This is a genomic window from Parenemella sanctibonifatiensis, from assembly GCF_002250565.1.
Taxonomy (GTDB): domain Bacteria; phylum Actinomycetota; class Actinomycetes; order Propionibacteriales; family Propionibacteriaceae; genus Parenemella; species Parenemella sanctibonifatiensis.
This window is the reverse complement of record NZ_NMVJ01000010.1, coordinates 147,405-165,301: the sequence shown is the minus strand read 5'-3', so window position 1 is coordinate 165,301 and position 17,897 is coordinate 147,405. Positions and strand designations below refer to the sequence as shown.

15 protein-coding genes are annotated in these 17,897 nt (G+C 66.8%); 11 read left to right on the top strand and 4 right to left on the bottom strand.

The features are described 5' to 3' along the window. The first annotated feature begins 132 nt into the window (after positions 1 to 132). From CGZ91_RS12590 to CGZ91_RS12575, 4 genes are all read left to right on the top strand, one after another. Positions 133 to 1,335, top strand: a complete 1,203-nt coding sequence (locus CGZ91_RS12590; protein WP_094455633.1) for a multidrug effflux MFS transporter — start codon at positions 133 to 135, stop codon at positions 1,333 to 1,335. Positions 1,336 to 1,479: 144 nt separating this feature from the next. Then, the gene (locus tag CGZ91_RS12585) at positions 1,480 to 2,094 is read left to right on the top strand and encodes a superoxide dismutase (RefSeq protein ID WP_094455631.1); all 615 of its coding nucleotides are present in this window, start codon (positions 1,480 to 1,482) and stop codon (positions 2,092 to 2,094) included. A gap of 317 nt (positions 2,095 to 2,411) precedes the next feature. Continuing rightward, on the top strand, positions 2,412 to 3,143 hold the full coding sequence (locus CGZ91_RS12580; protein ID WP_229116616.1) for a cupin domain-containing protein: 732 nt from the start codon (positions 2,412 to 2,414) through the stop codon (positions 3,141 to 3,143). Between the two features lie 91 nt (positions 3,144 to 3,234). After that, positions 3,235 to 4,305 carry a DUF2332 domain-containing protein gene (locus CGZ91_RS12575; RefSeq protein WP_094455629.1) on the top strand — a complete coding sequence of 357 codons (1,071 nt, stop codon included), beginning with the start codon at positions 3,235 to 3,237 and terminating at the stop codon, positions 4,303 to 4,305. A gap of 96 nt (positions 4,306 to 4,401) precedes the next feature. Here the strand turns inward: CGZ91_RS12575 and CGZ91_RS12570 are convergent, their stop codons facing one another. Then, on the bottom strand, positions 4,402 to 5,400 hold the full coding sequence (locus CGZ91_RS12570) for an acyl-CoA thioester hydrolase/BAAT C-terminal domain-containing protein (protein ID WP_179229354.1): 999 nt from the start codon (positions 5,398 to 5,400) through the stop codon (positions 4,402 to 4,404). Between the two features lie 125 nt (positions 5,401 to 5,525). Here CGZ91_RS12570 and CGZ91_RS12565 point away from each other — a divergent pair, with 125 nt between their 5' ends. The 4 genes from CGZ91_RS12565 to CGZ91_RS12550 all read left to right on the top strand — a co-directional run bounded on the left by CGZ91_RS12565 (position 5,526) and on the right by CGZ91_RS12550 (position 9,795). Next, a complete protein-coding gene (locus tag CGZ91_RS12565) occupies positions 5,526 to 6,557 on the top strand; it encodes a DUF222 domain-containing protein (RefSeq protein WP_094455625.1) in 1,032 nt (343 codons plus the stop codon). Between the two features lie 155 nt (positions 6,558 to 6,712). Continuing rightward, on the top strand, positions 6,713 to 6,958 hold the full coding sequence (locus CGZ91_RS12560; RefSeq protein WP_094455623.1) for a hypothetical protein: 246 nt from the start codon (positions 6,713 to 6,715) through the stop codon (positions 6,956 to 6,958). Next, positions 6,955 to 7,944 carry an SRPBCC family protein gene (locus CGZ91_RS12555; protein WP_094455621.1) on the top strand — a complete coding sequence of 330 codons (990 nt, stop codon included), beginning with the start codon at positions 6,955 to 6,957 and terminating at the stop codon, positions 7,942 to 7,944. The genes CGZ91_RS12560 and CGZ91_RS12555 overlap by 4 nt, the downstream gene beginning before the upstream one ends. A gap of 30 nt (positions 7,945 to 7,974) precedes the next feature. Beyond that, positions 7,975 to 9,795, top strand: coding sequence for an ABC transporter ATP-binding protein (locus CGZ91_RS12550; protein ID WP_094455619.1), 1,821 nt, complete (start codon positions 7,975 to 7,977; stop codon positions 9,793 to 9,795). Positions 9,796 to 9,867: 72 nt separating this feature from the next. Here the strand turns inward: CGZ91_RS12550 and CGZ91_RS12545 are convergent, their stop codons facing one another. Next, positions 9,868 to 12,192, bottom strand: coding sequence for an AAA family ATPase (locus tag CGZ91_RS12545; protein WP_229116615.1), 2,325 nt, complete (start codon positions 12,190 to 12,192; stop codon positions 9,868 to 9,870). Beyond that, positions 12,189 to 12,998, bottom strand: coding sequence for a relaxase domain-containing protein (locus CGZ91_RS14710; protein WP_229116614.1), 810 nt, complete (start codon positions 12,996 to 12,998; stop codon positions 12,189 to 12,191). The genes CGZ91_RS12545 and CGZ91_RS14710 overlap by 4 nt, the downstream gene beginning before the upstream one ends. Before the next feature lie 173 nt (positions 12,999 to 13,171). On the opposite strand from CGZ91_RS14710, the gene CGZ91_RS12540 reads away from it, so the two are divergent. The 3 genes from CGZ91_RS12540 to CGZ91_RS12530 all read left to right on the top strand — a co-directional run bounded on the left by CGZ91_RS12540 (position 13,172) and on the right by CGZ91_RS12530 (position 15,973). After that, positions 13,172 to 13,699: a TetR/AcrR family transcriptional regulator gene (locus tag CGZ91_RS12540; protein WP_229116613.1), complete on the top strand. Its 528-nt coding sequence runs from the start codon at positions 13,172 to 13,174 to the stop codon at positions 13,697 to 13,699. A gap of 18 nt (positions 13,700 to 13,717) precedes the next feature. After that, positions 13,718 to 14,902: an MFS transporter gene (locus CGZ91_RS12535; protein ID WP_094455615.1), complete on the top strand. Its 1,185-nt coding sequence runs from the start codon at positions 13,718 to 13,720 to the stop codon at positions 14,900 to 14,902. A gap of 384 nt (positions 14,903 to 15,286) precedes the next feature. After that, a complete protein-coding gene (locus CGZ91_RS12530) occupies positions 15,287 to 15,973 on the top strand; it encodes a hypothetical protein (RefSeq protein ID WP_229116612.1) in 687 nt (228 codons plus the stop codon). A gap of 317 nt (positions 15,974 to 16,290) precedes the next feature. On the opposite strand, the gene CGZ91_RS12525 is transcribed toward CGZ91_RS12530, so the two are convergent. After that, the gene (locus CGZ91_RS12525; RefSeq protein ID WP_094455613.1) at positions 16,291 to 17,862 is read right to left on the bottom strand and encodes a recombinase family protein; all 1,572 of its coding nucleotides are present in this window, start codon (positions 17,860 to 17,862) and stop codon (positions 16,291 to 16,293) included. Between the last annotated feature and the right edge of the window lie 35 nt (positions 17,863 to 17,897).

Here is a 17,897-nt window from a genome sequence, read left to right as displayed (position 1 = left end):
ACTGGCCATCTCAGTTCACGGCAACATTGCTCCGGTTCGACGGCAGGTTTCATGGTGGGATGGGCTGGTGAATGACCAGTCAGCCAGCAACCATCCCGCCGCCGACCACCCGTCCCCGTCGCCGACCCCGGGATGGGCCGCGAGCGTACCGTCGCCCTGACCTTGGTGCTGGCGCTGCTGGCCATGATCGGTCCGTTCACCATCGACACGGTCTTCCCGGCCTTCACCCGGATCGGGCTCCAGTTCGGCGCCGACGAGGTTGCGCTGCAACAGATCACCAGCATCTATCTGGTCAGTTTCGCGGTGATGAGCCTGCTGCACGGGCCGCTGTCGGATGCGGTGGGCCGCAAGCCGGTGATGATCATCGGGATGGTGCTGTACGCCGGCGCCAGCATCGGCTGCGCGCTGGCGCCGAGCCTGACCTGGCTACTGGTCTTCCGCAGTTGCCAGGGCCTGGCCGCGGGTGCCGGTCAGATCGTCAGCCGGGCCGTCATCCGCAACGTCTTCGACGGCTCCGCCGCGCAGCGGTTGATGGCTCAGGTGATGATGATCTTTTCCGTCGCTCCCGCACTCGCTCCGATCGTGGGAGGTTGGCTGCTGGGCCTCGGCTCTTGGCAGGTCATCTTCTGGTGCCTGGCCGGCTATGGGTTGGCCTTGGCAGCGATCGTGATGTTCGGGATGGGCGAATCCCATCCGGTGCAGGCGCGTACGCCGTTGCGGCTCGGCAGCCTGCTGCGCAACACCTGGACCGTCGGGCGTACGCCATCTTTCCTGCTGTTGGCCGGGGTCAGCTCGTCGGGGTTCGCCGGCCAGTTCCTCTACATCGCCTCCGCTCCGATCTTCGTGGTGTCACTGCTGGGCAAGGGTGAGAACGACTTCTGGATCTTCTTCGTGCCCATGATCGGCGGCATGCTGGGCGGCGCGCTGCTCAACTCCCGGCTCGCCGGACGGCTCAGTGAAACCCGGCAAGCATCGATCGGCTACGGCATCGCGTTGGGGGCGGGGCTGGTCAACGTGGCCGTGTCGTTGCTGCCGGGAGCACCGATCCTGCCGTGGGCGGTGCTCGCGCCGGCAGTGTTGGCCTTCGGCAATGCCCTGGCCTTTCCCATCCTGCAGATCGCCCTGCTGGACCAGTTCCCGCGGCAGCGCGGCACCGCCTCCTCGGTGGCGTCCTTCATCACCTTGATGCTCAATGCGGCACTGGCCGGCGTGGTCGCTCCGATCGCCACCACCACCGTGGCGACACTGGCGATCACCAGCATCGGATTCGTCGCCGTGGCCTGCCTGCTGTGGTGGTGGCACTTGCGCCTGAGCGGTCGAGCCGCGCGGCCCTGAGCATTGATCGGCTGGCAGCACTGTCCTGAGCCTTCCCCTGCCGGCGGCGTCCCACCCTGCACGTAGGCCGCGTCTCACCCCGGCGGTCGCGGCTTGAAACCACCGGACTAGAGTGGCGCCTACACCCAACGCAGAAGGAGAATCATGGCTGCTTACGAGCTTCCTGATCTGCCCTACGACTACTCCGCACTTGCGCCGCACATTGCGCCGGAGATCATGGAGCTGCATCACAGCAAGCACCACGCCACCTACGTCAAGGGCGCCAACACCGCTCTTGAAAAGCTCGCCGAGGCGCGCGAGACGGGCGACTTCGGCTCGATCAACCAGCTTGAGAAGGACTTGGCTTTCAACCTCGGTGGCCATGTCAACCACTCGGTGTTCTGGAAGAACATGTCCCCCGAAGGCGGTGGACGTCCCGACGGCGAGCTCGGCGCCGCGATTGATGAATACTTCGGCTCCTTCGAGGGCTTCCAGAAGCAGTTCACCGCGACCGCCAGCGGGGTCCAGGGTTCCGGCTGGGGCATGCTCGTCTGGGACACCCTGGGCAAGCGCCTCAACGTGATGCAGCTGTTCGATCAGCAGGGCAACCTGCCGGCCGCCCAGGTGCCGATCGTCCAGCTGGACATGTGGGAGCACGCGTTCTACCTGCAGTACAAGAACGTCAAGGCTGACTACGTCGAGGCTTGGTGGAATGTCGTGAACTGGGCCGACGCCACCGAGCGCTTCACCACCGCCCGTCAGTTGCCCGAGCTCTTCTGAGCCCGCGCCGACCAGGTCTCCCCGCCCGCGGCCACTGAGGTCGCCGGCCGGTGATCACCTGTTGCCGAAGCCCCGTCACCATTGAGGTGGCGGGGCTTCGTCGTTGTCCGCGACAGTCCAAGGACCGGTGGGCGTACACCTGGGTCCCGGCGGACCGGGTCGTCTCAACCCTCGGCGGCCTGCCGCGCCTCGGCGAACTCCGCGGCTTCGGCGTTGCCGGCCGCACGGCCCCGGCGTGCGGAAGGGACCCCTGCTCGGTTGTCGGTGCTGCCCGATACGATCGAGCAACGCTTCACCACCGCATCTCGGAGGTCCCCGTGGACGACACGCGTACGCCGCTGACCGGACCCGGTTTCCCGGGCGGCACTGGCCTGAGCCGACTCAAGGTCTATGACTGGCCCGCCCCGGACGGCCTGGTGGGGGGCAGCCCCCACCTGCACACGGTCTCGACCGAGGGGTACGTCGTGCTGTCGGGGCAGGGCCGCGTCCAGACGATCACCGCCAACGATGGCTTCGTCGAACACGCCCTGTCCCCGGGCACGGTGCGCTGGTTCTCGCCGGGGACAGTCCACCGGCTGGTCAATGACTCCGGCGATCTCGAACTGATCGTCGTCATGTCCAACGCCGGGCTGCCCGAACACGGCGACGCCGTGCTCACCTTCCCCGCCGAGCACCTCGTCAGCCGGGAGGCCTATCAGGCCGCTGCCGCGCTTCCCGAGGGCGATCAGGCCACTCGTGAGGCCGCCGCGCGGGCTCGCCGCGACCTGGCGCTCGAGGGGTACGCCGAGATCCGCGAGGGTGGCGACGAGGCGTACGCCGCCTTCCTGAGCGCTGCCGCCGCACTCGTCGCCGACCGCACCGAGGAATGGGCCGGTCTCATCGATGCCGGGCCTGCCGCCCAAGTTGCCGACTCGCGTGCCCAGCTGGCCGCGCTGGCCGCCGGCGACGCCGACGCCCTCACCGGCGGCTGGGTCCGTTCCCTCGACCCCACCTCCGCGCTGGGCATGTGTGGCCACCTGACCACCTGGGATCTGATCCCACGTGGCTGACCAGGGCCGCCGCTCGAGCGCGTACGCCAGCGCACCACCTCGGCGTAGGCCACGAGGGGATGCGCCACGACCGGCAACGAAAGAGGTAGCCATGCAGCCGGTGACCGAGCTCGGGGCCGACACTCTGCGGGACTACTACGAGACGTTCGCCCGCGTCGAGACCGGCACGTCTCCGATCTATTCAGCGTGGGCCCAGGGGGTCGCCGAGGACGATGAGCTCCTCGCACTCCTGCTCGACCTGCCGGGCCCCAAGCGGCAAGCCGACCTCCTCTTCGCCGCGGCGCGACATCTCGGCGCGGGTGGGGGCAGCTACGCCGATCTGCGGGCCTGGCTGCTGGAGCACTGGGCCGACACCCGCGAGCTCATGCTCGCTCGCTCCACCCAAACGAACGAGGCGGGCCGGTGCGCAACGCTGCTGCCCACACTGGCGCAGCATCCCGGCCCGCTCGCCCTGATCGAGGTCGGCGCCTCGGCTGGCCTCTGCCTGTATCCCGACCGGTACAGCTACCAGTACGCCGTCACCGACGGGTCGGACCCGAACGCGCGTACGGCCACCCCGACATCGGCCAGCCACGAGTGGACGATCCGGCTCGACCCGCCGAGCGGACCGAGCGAGGTCATCCTCGACTGCGAACTGGCCAACGCTGCGGTGCCCGACCGCATCCCTGAAGTCGCGTGGCGTGCCGGCATCGACCTCAACCCGCTCGACATCACCGATCCTGACCAGCGGGCGTGGCTGCGTTCGCTGGTCTGGCCCGAACACGAGACCCGCCGGCGGCGGCTGCTCGCGGCCTCCTCGATCGCCGCGGCCGATCCGCCACGACTGGTCCGAGGCGACCTGCTCGACACCGTTGAGTCCTTGCTCGACGAGGTGCCCGCCGGGACCCAGCCGGTCGTCTTCCACAGCGCTGTCCTCGCCTATGTCGACTCCGATGCGCGGGCCCGATTCGCGTCGCTGATGCAATCACGCGAGGACCTGGTGTGGATCAGCAACGAGGGCGCAGGCGTATTGCCGCAGACTCGCGGGCAGCTCGAGGCCCTGGGGGTGGATGCCGGCGGCCGCTTCGTCCTCGCTGTGAACGGCGTACCCCAAGCTCTCACCGGACCCCACGGCCAGACGTACGAGGGCCTCCCGACGCTCGGCCCTTCCGCGGGCGGTTAGCGTCACACCGAGGTACGCCGACCGACGGCAACTGCCAGCCACGCCGGCGGCCCACGCAGCCCCGGGTGCCGACGACAGTCAGGGGACCAGGACCGGTCAGCCCAACGCAGCCGCGAAGAACGCCAGCAGCTTGGGCCAGCCATCGGCCCGCGCCTCAGCATTCCCGGACCCAGTGCCCCCGAGTTCAGTGAGCGCCTCCGGATCGAGGTCCTCACCCACCGGCGGCCCCACGCCCAGGTGGCCCGCGTCGACGTACGCGAGCAGCTCGACCGTGCCGCCGTTCGCGTTGATCCGTTCCTCGATCTGCTGCGCCATCGGGCAGGAGGGCCACAGCGAGTCCTGTTGGCCGCACATGAGCAGGACCGGACCGGTGATCTGTTCGACCGGGATCACCGCCTCGGGATGGTCGGCGACATTCTCCAGACCGGTGCGGTAGAGCTCATAGACGTCCGGGCCGCGAGCCTCGCCGTAGGGCAAATACGGCACCGGTTCACCGCCACGGGACCAAGATGAGTCCAGGCCAAAGATCATCTCCCACGGCTCGCGCTGGTTGATGCCGGACCAGACCACGCTCGAGGGCACCAACGCGGCAACCGCCGCGATGTCGGGATCGCCGCTGGCCAACAGCAGCGCGGCCTCGGATCCCTTCGACGTGCCAATCACGCCGACCCGCTGCGGATCCACCTCCGACTGGGCACGCAGCCAGGCGACAGCCTGATCGAACAGCTCCAGCTCGACCAGCTCCAGGTGCTTGGGCTGATGGTCAGCAGCTCCGAAATAGGACAGCACCAACACGCTGTGCCCGGCCTCGTGGAGCGACCGTCCCATCGCATCTGCCTGCGCCCCGAGGCCACCCTCCGATCCGCCGAGCACGAGCACCGCTGGCGACCTGGGCCCGCCCGGATACCAGTTCCCGACGAGCCCATCGTCCTCGATGCGCTCCCCCGCCGGCCCGGGATCAGCCACCTCCATCTCCGGAGCCCACGGCTTCACGATGACAGCAACGAGGCCTGCCACGATGAGGGCCGCAACGACCCCCAGGCAGCCGATCCCCACTGGCTTCCATCGACGGCGCTTGACCCCAGACTCTTCCATGAGCATCACCCTATCCATAAGAGGGTCCCGCCGTCCCGAGTTCCGTCTCGCCCGCGGCCCCCCACGCCGAATTTTCCGTCGGTGCCGGGTGATGAACTGTCCTCATCGGACACTCAGGAGCCCAGATGACCACCGACAACGCCGTCCCCGACGCTCATCAATCCGCCACCACCGGCGTACCGAACACCAGTCAGGACTTTGCCCGTCTGCCCGATCGACCGGACTCCTCCGAAGGTCCCGGCCACACCGGCGCCGAGATCGCAGCGCTCGCGGAGAAGCTGGTCGCCCTCGCCACCACCTTAGCGACGAAGGAGGCGGACCTCATGGACCTCATCGCCAAGTTCGACGAGGCCAACGGCGAGGCGCATTTCGACGGGGTCGCCTCCACTGCCCACTGGCTGTCCTGGCAGTGCGGCTATTCCGGCGGCACCGCCCGCGAACATGTACGCGTCGCCAAGGCGCTGCGCCGGATGCCGCGCACTCGCGAACTCTTCGGCCAGGGCGCCCTCTCGTACGCCAAGGTGCGCGAGCTCACCCGTCTCGTCGATGAGGTCCAGGAAGCCGAGCTGGCTGACTTTGCCCGCTACACGACCGCGTCCCAGCTCGCCCGGACCGTACGCGCCCACCGACTTCCGTCCGGCAGCCGCCTGCCCCAGGAACTCCGACGCGAACTCCACTGGCAGACCACTCCCAACGACATGGATCGCCTCGTCGTCACCCTGCCCCGCGAGGAGGCCGCGCTGCTGAAGACCGCCATGGAGACCGCACTGCAGCAGCTCCTCCGGGACCAATCCGCCGACTCCGGCGAGTCGACGGACGCACCCGCCTCGACCGACCTCGCCAACTCGACAGCCGAGTCCGCCGAGCCCGGAGTCGAAGCTTCCCTGCGCACAGGGGAGAACTCTGCCCAGCGTGTACGCCCCGACGACGTCCTGCCGGGCACTGACGAGGATCTGGGTTCCCAACCAAGTCCGCAGCAGGGCGACAGCACGCCAGGCGAGACCGCCAAGCGGTCGCCCCGCGTCACCGACGACGACCGGGTCCAAGCTCTCCTCGACATCGCCACCATCTACCTCGACGGCGCATCCCGGCGCCCGGCCGACGACCACACCGTCGTTACCGTCCACGTCGCCGCGGAACAGCTCGATCCCGCGTAGCCGAGGTGCCCTAAACGCACTCACCTGTGATCGTGCGCATTTGCGCGGTTACAGCCTATCAAGCGGCCTCTGAGCGAACGCTCTATCCAAGCGACGAACGTCCGCACTCTGCAACTCAGGTTGACAGGTGCGTGTTTGCAACGTAGGTTGACAGTATGGAGTCTTCACAGGTCGCCGAGGTCGCGGCGGACACCACCGATCCGAGGGCGGGGCTGCGGGCGGTCGCGTCCTTGCGGGTGCTTGCGGACACGTTGGAGTTGCGGCAGGTCGAGGCGGCGCTGCGGTCGGGGATGACGTGGCAGGAGATCGCCGATGCGCTTGGGGTGAGCCGTCAGGCCGCGCACAAGAAACATTCCAAGAGGGTCGATCCCTCGATCCCGATTGCCAGGAGGAAGTCATGAGTAAGTTCGTTCAGGCCGCGCAGACGAGTCAGGTGCTGTCCTTGACGGCTTTGGAAGAGGCGTCGCGGCAGGGGCTCCGGGAGGCGGACATCGAGCATCTCTTCCTTGCGCTCGTGTTGTCGGATCAGGTCGCAGGACGCGTGCTCCGGGAGATGGGTATCGGCATCGATGATGCGCGCCGGGCGGTGCGCGAGCAGCATGACGCGCAGCTGGCGTCCCTGGGCGTTCGGGCGGTGCTGCCCGATCCCGGACGGATCGTGTTTCACGAGACTGATGGGTACGAGTTGAAGCAGCGCGCCGCTGACCTAATCGGGCGTGCGGGCGGGAAGAGTCGGGACGGCAGCGCGGCGGCGGTGCTCCGTGAACTACTGGCGGAGCCCAGCGGTCTGATCGCGGATATTCTGCACCGACTCGATGCGACGCCGCAGGAAGTCTTGGAACGCCTCGACCGGGGCGTCGCAGGTGGTGTGGTGACAGTGCCTGAGCCGAGTGTGTCGAGGGGCAGGACTACCGGCACGCAGGAGACATTCGTCCCCGCCCCAGTCGCACAGGTCAGGGACTTCCTTGCCGATCCTTTGCGCGTGCCCGAGTGGGAGGTCAGCGTCGGCTCGATCGAACTCTCGGGCCAGGAGACGCGCCCGGGCACGGTATGGGAAGGCCGAGCGCCCGAGGCGCGCCCTGACGGGAAGCCCTTGAAGATGAAGCCGCTTTTCCGTCGTCGCCGGGTCGAACTCGTCACTGCTGAGCGGCCCCACCGGGTGGCGTGGAGCTTCGAGTATCCGGATGCGCCGCAGAGTCGCCCGATCCTCACCGAGTTCACGCTTGCGCCGACGACCGGTGGCACGCAGGTCACCATCACCACCTCGTGGGCCAGGCGCACAGGTTGGCGGCGCCTGGTCGGTGTGCCGTTGCGTCCGTTGCAGAAACTTATGGTTTGGCTTCACCTGTTCCAGACCGGCAGCGCCATCAGTCGGGCGTTCCGCTAACGCGCACCGAAGACGATCACGAAAGACACGATGAACGCCTCTGAATCTCCGATTGACGATATCGACGACGCGAAGTCGGGCAGTTCTGCGGTCCCGTTCCGCGAAGGTATCGCGCTGTTGTGGTCGTACTCGCGTCCGCATCTGCGTACCCTCATCATCGGCGTGCTGCTGGGGTTGTTCGCGACGGCGATCACGCTTGCGACACCGATGGTCACCAAGTGGGTGCTCGACTCGCTCGGCACCGATCTCTCCCTCGCCGGTCCGGTCACAGTCCTGGTGCTGATCCTGATCGTCGGCATCATTGCGAACCTCGCCCAGAGCGTGCTGCTGGGCAGGCTCTCAGAGCGCATCGTGCTGGATGCTCGCCGTGGCCTGGTCAGCCGGTTCTTCCTCGCGAAGCTGGAACAGATTCAGCGCTTCCGGACCGGCGAACTCGTCACCCGCGTCACCAGCGACACGCTGCTGTTGCGGGAGGCGACGACGAACAGTCTCGTGCAACTCATCAACGGCTTGGTGTCTCTGGTCGGAACCATTGTGTTGATGGCGATCCTCGACTGGCCTCTCCTGTTGACCACGCTCCTCGCGCTGGTCGTGGTCGGCGCTTTGTTCGGTGTGCTCGTCCCGCAGATCGGTAAAGCCGATAAGCGCGCACAGGACGCCATCGGAGACCTCGGTGCGACCTTGGAGGGCGGTGTGCGAGCCCTGCGTACGGTGAAATCCAGCCGCGCCGAGCATCGCGAGATCGCACGAGTGAACATAAAAGCCGAAGAATCTGCCCGGCACGCTATCCGTTCGGTCTGGTTCTCGGCGCTGGCGTGGACGGTCGCTGGTGGCGGGATGCAGCTGGCGATCATCGTCATCCTCGGCCTCGGCGCAGGACGCGTCGCGCTCGGCGAGCTTGCCGTGTCCACTCTCGTCGCGTTCCTGCTCTACGCCTTCAACATCGTTGACCCGATCACCGCACTGGCCGGGGCCTTCGCCACCCTCCAGAGCGGCCTCGCCGCCGCCGCACGCATCCGCGAGACTGAACACCTCGAACTCGAAGACACCCACGCTCGCCCCGCAGATGCATCTGCCCACCTGAGCAACCCCGATGCCCCGGTCCTCGCGCTCCGTGCGGTCACCGCAGGCTACGCCGACGCAGAAACCCCCGCACTGCGCGACGTAACTCTCGCCATCCCGCGCAAGGGGCACGTCGCACTCGTCGGCCCGTCCGGTGCAGGAAAGACCACTGTCTTCTCGCTGCTACTGCGCTTCATCGACCCCACCTCAGGGCGACTCGAACTGAACGGCGTCCCCTACGACCGGTTGAGCATTGATGATGTCAGGTCCGGCATCGCCTACGTCGAACAGGAAACCCCCGTGATCCCCGGCACCGTTCGTGACAACGTGCTTTTCCGCGCTCCTGACGCCACCGACGACGAAGCATGGGAAGCGCTGGCGTCGGTGCGCCTGGATCATAAGATTCGATCCCTGAGTGGTGGGCTGGACGCGGACGTTGCCGAGACCAGTCTCTCTGGTGGGGAGCGTCAACGCCTCGCTGTCGCACGAGCCCTGGTGCGCCGCCCGATTGTACTGCTGCTGGACGAGGCAACCGCGCAGCTCGACGCCACTACCGAAGCGGCCATCCAAAATGTCATCGCCACCGCTTCGCGAGAGGGCACGGTCGTCACTATCGCACACCGCCTGTCCACTGTGCTCGACGCGGACCAGATCATCGTCCTAGAAGACGGCGGTGTCCGGGACGCCGGAACCCACCGCGAACTCCTCGCCCGCGACTCCCTCTACCAAGAGTTCATCACCGCGCTACGCATCCACACGGACGTCGATCTCGCCCCGATCGAAGGGTAGGAACGGTCGGAGGACATCACTCGGAATACGCGCCAGGGAGGGGTCACAGGCGCACGCACCGAAGAGTGTGGCTCATAGCCCGATCCCACGTTCAGGTTGCGAACCTGGGCCTTGACGCGACAACGGTTCGGGCGAAGAGAGTTGCCGTTGACGCTGTTCGGCCTGCTGTAGTGCACGCTCTCGCTCCACACGTCTTGTTTCGATGGTCTGGGCGGCTTCGTTCACCGACATACCGCGCAGTTCCTCACTCTCGGCACGAAGGAGCGCCGCACGTGTGCGGGCGTCACGGGCGTTGCGGTGCGGGTTAAGGGCGCGCATTCCGTGTTGGCGGGCACGCGCGTTCTCTGCCCCATATTTGCGGGCCAAGAGCGTCAGGCGCTCGTTGCGGTGACGCTCACCGGTTGTGGCTCGTTCGGTTCGAGCGGCTTCGACAGCCTGGTCAGCGTCGCTCACACGAGGATCGGCCTCCGCTTTCCTCCCCGCGACCTGCGCAGCCCATTCGGGTAGCGCTCCGGGCGTCCGTGGCGGTTCAGCATCCCACGCATCTCGAAGGTGTGCTCGGCTGGTTGCTGCTTGTTCGCGCGCGGCGCGGAGCTCATGGCGAGCTTTACGCCGTCCAAGCCGCCCGGCCCTCGCGAGGCGCGTGTTCGCGGCCCCTTCTGCTTCAACGCTGGCGAGGTATGCCGCGCCGTCTTGTTCCGCTTGCTCAACGAGAGGTGCGGCAACCTTGACACGCACCCGTGCGGCCTCTTCCTCAGCCCGGCGGAGCACGGCGGTGCTCTCATCGCTCTCAGCTCGATGCCTGGCATGTTGGGCGTCGAGCCGGTTCGCGGTCTGCTCCCACCGTTCCGCCGCCTGTTCTGCACGTTCGGCTTCCTGATCGAGTCGGGCGAGTTCTTCGGTGACGCGCTGAATCGGGCCGTTCTTGACGATGCCCCGCACGGCTTCGACGGCCTGGGTAGTGGCGTGGTCGAGGCCCCGGTCTGACGGGTCGCGTTCCATCGCCTCTATGAACTGCACTTTGGCATCGGCCAGATCGCCCGCGACGACGTGGAGCCGGTTGTGTTCGCGTCCTCGGGTCATGCCGACATAGATGCCTGCCGCGTTCGTCGCCTCAGTCAGCATCGTGTGCGAGGTGTTCACGGTTGCGCCTTGGACGCCGTACGCGGTTGCCACGTAGGACAGGTGAGCATGCTCAGCGACATACTCAGGCGGCAGGGCGACGGTACGAAGGTTCTTGCGCCCGCTGGGAGCTTCATGGGCGTAGACGGTGCCATCCTCAGCGACGTGCTGGACGATCCACTGCTGCCGGTTCGCCACACCCAACCCGGTGTCGTTCTTCCGCGTCTGGATCAGATCACCCCGTCCGATAGGCAGCTCGTCGCTCCCGGTCGACGTGATCGTGTCATCGACCTCACCACGGTCAACTCGCGCCGCGCGGATGCGCTCGTTCAACGCAGCTGCCCCATCATTCGATGCGACCGTGATCGCCTCACCCACGCTCGCGTGGTCCGTGATGTGGTCGCGGGCGTGCTCCTCATCGGCGTGCAGCGTCACGAGCCCCAGTGCGGAGAGCTGGTCGAACACGTCGCCGGGGTTCTCGCGGTCGCGCATCGTCAACGTGAGTGACGCGTACTCGGCGTCGGCGAAGCGGTGCAGTTCGGTCATGTCATAGGTGCGGCCTCTGATCTGTGTGGCCATGTCGAGCACCCCGCCACGACCCACCGCCGGGAGCTGGGCGCGGTCTCCGACGAGTGCAACGGTCGCGCCTGCATCTTGGGTGATGGTGAGGAGAGCGTGGGCGGTGTCCTGGTCGAGCATCCCGGCCTCATCCACAATCACCCGCTCACCCCGCGACAGCACCGCATCTCGCGCGGGGCCGGTGTAGGTGCGCCCGGTATCTGGGTCGGTGTCGCCAGGGTGTAGGCGTGTCCATACGCCGTCGCGGTTCCAGCGCCATCCGTGCGCGTGCACCAGCGCCGCAACACTCGTGGCCGGGACGCCGAGTTCTTCGTGCGCGACCTGCGCCGCGCGCAGCGTCGGCGCAACCACCCGCGCCGCCCGCCCGTGCTCAGCGGCGACGTCGATAGCAGTGCGGAGCATCGTCGTCTTGCCGCTACCCGCTGCGCCCTCCACGATCACCAACGGGTCAGAGGATGCAACTGCCGCAGCAGCCATCGTCTGCCCGTCGTCCAGCCCCGCCCCGTGTGCGGCTCTGGTCACGTCGGGGTGCTTCGGTTCTTGCTCTGGTGTGGCGGCGGTGAGGCGGTCGCGGAGCGCGGTTTCGGCGGCGACCACGGTGAGGCTGGTCAGGTGCGCGACATGCTCCGGCGTTGCGGCCTCCGGCGGGAGCACGGAGAAGCAATCCGCGACCGCAAGCTCGGTCGCCAGAGTCATGAACTCCCGCAACTCGGCAGGGGCTGCTTGCACGCCTGCTTCGGTGGTGATCCTTGTGACGTGTTCCTGGATCGTGTGCCGTGTCCACGCCGAGGCACTCGCCGCACTCCGGTCGAGCGCCCGCGACGCAACCTCCTGCACGGATAGAGTTGAGGGTGTGCCGCGATCACCGCGGTACCCAACGCACGGATCACCCCCTGCTGCTTGAACAATGCCGCCGTGTCCAGTGCTCTCCACTTCCCGGCGGCGAAGATGCGCGTGCCGATCTGCATGTGAACATGCCGGTGCGGATCACCCGCCCGCGAGGTCTTATGCCGGATACCGACGACCTGCATGTGTTCGATGGGCACAATCTCGCGGGCATCACGCGGACCCGCCCTGGTGACCGAGTGCTGACCCAGCCACCGGCGAATCTCAGCCAGTGCGTCCTGCTGCGCTTGGTCGAGGGCATCGGAGACCTCGGGATGCAGGGCGGCGGCCACCGACAAGCTCTTGGGGGCGTTGATCGTCATTTCGGCGAACAACGGCGACCCATTCGTCCCCTCGGCCGCCGCGCGTGGGGTGCCCATCGATTCGCCCGTTTCGGGGTTGATCCAGTCCACCCAACCCTCATACTCGTCCGCCGACAGGGAACGGGTGGCGGTAACCTCGCCGCGAGAGTCGAGTACCGCGTATTCGGCTACGGCGTCGTCAGCGCCGAGGTAGTACTCGTCGGCGCGAGAACGATCGGCCTCCACATACCGGCGCGCGGCAGCACCGCTACCGCGAAACAGGATCACCCCGCCCTTCATCTCGGCCTCCCTCATGAGTCGTCTCATGAGGGAGGTGCGCACCACGCCCCGCCGTGGCATCCGTGCATAGCTTCTTGACGGTAGAGCGGGGTTGCGCGAGCCAGTTACATACGGGTTATCATGTATATATGAGACGTTCGGTTGAGGACGCGGAGAGAACGCGTCTGTCGCTGTGTGAGGCGGCGTTGATGGCCTTCGAAGAGAAGGGGTGGCGGGGGGCAACGTTCGAGGCGATCTCAGAACGGGCGGGTGTGACCCGCGGCGCGCTGCACCATCACTTCCGCGACAAGGCCACGCTCCTGAGCGATGCGCTCGCGTGGGGATGGGGCGAGTACGCCGACCGCGTGTTCCCTGCAGACCCCGCCCAGGACGTATCCACTGGACTGTCGAGCCTGCTCTCGGAGTACATGCGCCTGCTGAGCGTCGATCCGCTGTTCCGAGCGCTGGCGTTCTCCACGGTGCTGGTCGCACCCCAAGCGTTCGACGATGCATCGGAGAAAGCTGCGGGGCTCGATGACTGGCACGTCCGGCTGACCGAGTTGATCGCTACCGATACCTCAGCGACGAGCACGCTGCCGCCTGCGCAGATTGCGGGCCTCGTGCTTGTCCTGCTTCAAGGACTCACCGTCACTGCGGTGACCCGACCACAAGACCTTCCACAACCCTCACACCGTGAAAGCGCGGTCGCCGCGCTGGTTCGGGGGTTGCTCTCCTAGAAAGACCATTCGTTCTACATGACAACTCCACACACCGCCCCCGCCGGGGGCACGACTCCAACGCGCGCACTGATCGTGTCGTCAGCGGCACTGTTCACCGACATGCTCGTCCACGGTCTCGCCGTTCCGGTGCTGCCGCTCCTGCCGTCCGTCGTGGCGGCCGGGCCAGAAGCCACCGGCATCCTCTTTTCCTCATACGCAGCGGCAATGATCGTCGCGACACTGTTCGCCGGGCGCATCGTCGACCGGTACGGACCACGCACACCGCTCCTCATCGGCCTCGTCGGGCTCGCGGCAGCGACGCTGCTGTTCGCCACCGGAGGCCCCTACTGGCTGCTACTGGTCGCTCGCCTCGCCCAAGGGATCGCAGGCGGCATGTCCTGGGTCGCTGCACTCTCGCTGATCGCTGCCACCACACCGATGGAAAAACGCGGCCAGTCGATGGGCATCGCACTGTCGACCATCACTCTCGGCGTGCTCATCGGCCCGCCGCTGGCCGGGTTCCTGGTCGAGCACTTCGGCACGGCATCCCCGTTCCTGTTCGCCGCCGCCGTCGCCCTCGCAGACGGCGTGCTGCGGATCGTGTTCGTGAAAGACTCACCCCGGGTCACCGATGACACCGCCGGGCCACTCGCGGTGCTCAAAGTACCGGGGTCGTTCTCGATCGTTCTCGCCGTCGCTGTCGGCGCGGCGGTGCTCTCCGGCATCGAACCCGTCTTGCCCGTGCACCTCGGCGCAAGCGCGCTCACGGTCGGGTTGTTGTTCGGTCTCGCAGCGCTCGCCTCGATCATCGCGAACCCTGTTGTTGGCCGTCTCGTGACGACCACATCCCCGCGGATGCTCGTCGGTGCCGGGGTCGCCGCGGTCACTGCGGCGCTCGTGGTGACCGGGTTCGCGACCGAACTGTGGCAGACCTGCATCGGGATGATTCTCCTTGGAGTCTCCTCGGCACTGCTGCTCGCCCCAGCCACAACGCTCATCAGTGAACAGGGCTACAAGTCGAACCCGCCCACACTTGGCGGCTCGTTCGCGCTGTACAACCTCGCCTATGCCGCAGGGCTCGCAGGCGGGCCGCTCCTGACCGGCATCAGCACTGGGCAATGGGGCTTCACCACAGCGATGGTGATCACCGCTGTGGTGCTCGCAGTGATCGGAGGTGCTTCGCTCATGCGTCTCCCACGAGTAGCCCGACAAGCCGAATAGTCACGTTCCCCGGTGATCGGGCGGAACCAACGTGGGCAGCTCACCCACAGACGATTCCGCCCGATCACGGGATCGCGTGCCCGCACCGAGAGGTGACAAAACAGCGCGCCTGCCGACAAACGGCAGGCGCGGGGCGAGCCGATGCGCGCCCTGATCTGGGTGTCAGTGGCGCACCTCCCTTGTGGGAGGCGTCACCGTGGACGAACACACCTCACCCGCCAGCGACGATGCTGCGGCCCCGCATGGCTCGACCAGCGGCGGTTTCGAGAGCCCGGAAGGTCTACGCGCTCTGCTAATCCGGCTCGACAAGTCCGGCCCGGGGGCATGGCGGGGTGATCGTGAAGCGGCTGAGCTGATGCGGTTCACGGCGGTGAAGTATCAGGGTTGGCACGCAAGTACAGACTGGATGCCTGGGCGGTCGCTTCGGCGGCATTCGAGGTGATGCTCGCCCCGTCCACACGGAACGCGGCAAACCCGTGGGCGGTGGTCACTCACGCGGTGCGGATCACCTGTCTCGCCGAGGCTCGGGCCGCGGGAATGCTGACCTCGACCAGCAAAGTGCGCCACACATCCAGGATCGCAGGGTTCCATGATGCGATCCGGTTCGCCGAGCGCGAGCAGCTGGCCGACTACCACCCCGCATTCGCCGTCGATCCCACGACCGATGACAACGACGATGAGGCTGACGACACCGACCGCATCCGTGTCACCACGGCACTTTCGGACACCGTGGGGTTGTTCGTCTCGACGGGCTGGGATGTCGCGCTCGTTGTGGCGTGTGTTGAGCATGTCGCTTACCGGCTTGCTGATCTGCCGTCTCGTGCTCGCGCCGTCGAGGTACTGCGCCGTGACCGCGCCACCCCTGAGCGGCTGGGCATCCCACCAAGATCATGGACAGCACTGGTGCGGATCGTCCTCGGAAACCCTGACCGCAAGCACGCAGGCTCCCCGACCGGCGAAGGCATTCTGCTGCGCCTCCTCGACGGAGAACCTCTTGACTCGCTGCGCTGCGACACTGGCTTGTTGGCTGCGATCTGGGCAGCCAATCCGAGTAAGTCAGATTCATCCTGAGTTGCAACGGCGCGCGGGCGGGGCGTCGTACCTGTCAGTATGAGCACCTCGACCACCTTCACCACCTCGACGGACGCCACCGTCGCACCATCACTGTTTTCTGTGGGTTCAACGCTCGGCGAGCGCCTGGCTGAGACTTCCCGTCGCGCACAGGGATTCACCACCGTCATAGATGACCCCGCTGTGCTGGCCGAGTTGCGCGGGCTCTGCACAGCACCCAGGCCCCTGGAACTGCCGATCTCTCAGAACCGTGATGGCCCCGCACCTTGAACCGTCATCAGTCGAGGGCGGGGCCGTCCGTGCTCCATGGCTGCGGTTCATGCGCGCCAGACGAACTCGACCCGACGTTCGAGCACTGCGGCACGGTGCGCGTCGCGGCGCACATGGAACGCCTCGGTGCTCTCATTGCGGCGCTTGGGCACAGCGGTCATCATGTCCGCCGGATGCGCGTGCACGAGCACCGCTTGCAGGATCAGACTCGCCGCTTGGTACTGCCACATCGGAGTACGCCCCTCCCATTCCGCCGCAACCGTGGTCATATCGATGCGCGGGCCGACGTGCTGCTCGGGCATCGTCGCCGCGTACTCGCGGCGGGGCGCGTCGATGCGCTCCGCGTTCCTCGCGCGTTGCCGCACCCACATGGCCTTGTCGATCAGCCCGTCATAGTAGTCATCATCGAGCCGCGCCAGTCGCTCTCGGTCGGCGTCGAGCGTCGCCGTCAGCCCAACCCGCGCCGCGAGACCCGAATCACTGGATTGGCGACTGCTGGGGTGAAGGGTGATCTGCGCGAACGTCGCGAGCACTGCTTCTTCCACAAGCCTCTCGATTTCAGCGGAGCGAATCGACCGCGTACACCCACCAGGTGTCGGCTGAATGCACTGATACACGCCGCCCCGGTGAATCATCGACGTTCCACACAAAGAGCAGCGAATCAGCCCTGAGAACGGATACATCCGCACGGCAGCACCGCTGCCCGGCTCATGGAAGTTCCGCGCCTCCTTCCTCGCGTCGAGCACATCGGAGACCTGCTGCCAAGTGTCCTCGTCCACCAGCGCAGGCCACGCCGCCTGCACATGCATCTTCGACGTTCTCGCGCGACTCCCGTCAGGGAGCACGGGCCGGTACTCACGTACTCCCTTGTTCGAGGGATTACGCAGCACCATCTTGAGCGTACGGTCTGACCACATGCAGCCGTGCGTGGTGAGGATGCCGCGCTCGTTCCATTCCTTCCGAATCCGATACAACGACTCACCAGCCAACACCCGCTGGTACCTCTCGACCACCAGTGGCCCGGTCACCGGGTCGACCATGAGCACGCCGTTCTCGGCGCGGTATCCGAACGGTACCCGGCCGCCGTGCCACGCGCCCTCGACAGCCTGCTGCTTCGCCGCCCGAGCGACACGGCGAGCGGTGTCGGCAGATGACTTGTTCGCCATCGCGACCAGCACCCTGGCCATCGCCACATCAGAATCCGTATCCAACCGCAGCGAGCCCGTCACAGAGCGGACGGTGAACCCGCCGAGCACCTTCGCGTCGATAAGGTCTTCCAAGTCGCGCGGGTCGCGCACCGCTCGGTCGAGGTCGTAGGCGATCATCACCTGCGCATCACCAGAGTCGAGGTGCTTCAGCATGGCGCGGAACTGAGGGCGGATCACTCGCCGCACCCGCTCACCAAACGGCAGCGTGATTGTGCGCTGCTTGAAGGCCGACGTGTCGTTTTCACGGAACACCGCCGCGACTTCCCACCCGTGCGCAGCGGCGTAGGCGCGGCAATCGGCCTCCTGCCGATCCACACCCCGCTCGGTACCCTCGGGGTCGTCACTGATCCTGACGTACACCACCGCCCTCAACGGCTCGGTGCTCCGTTGTTCCTGCTGTTCGTGGCCCATGCTCCGGCCCACCTTCCTACTCGTGTGAGAGGTAG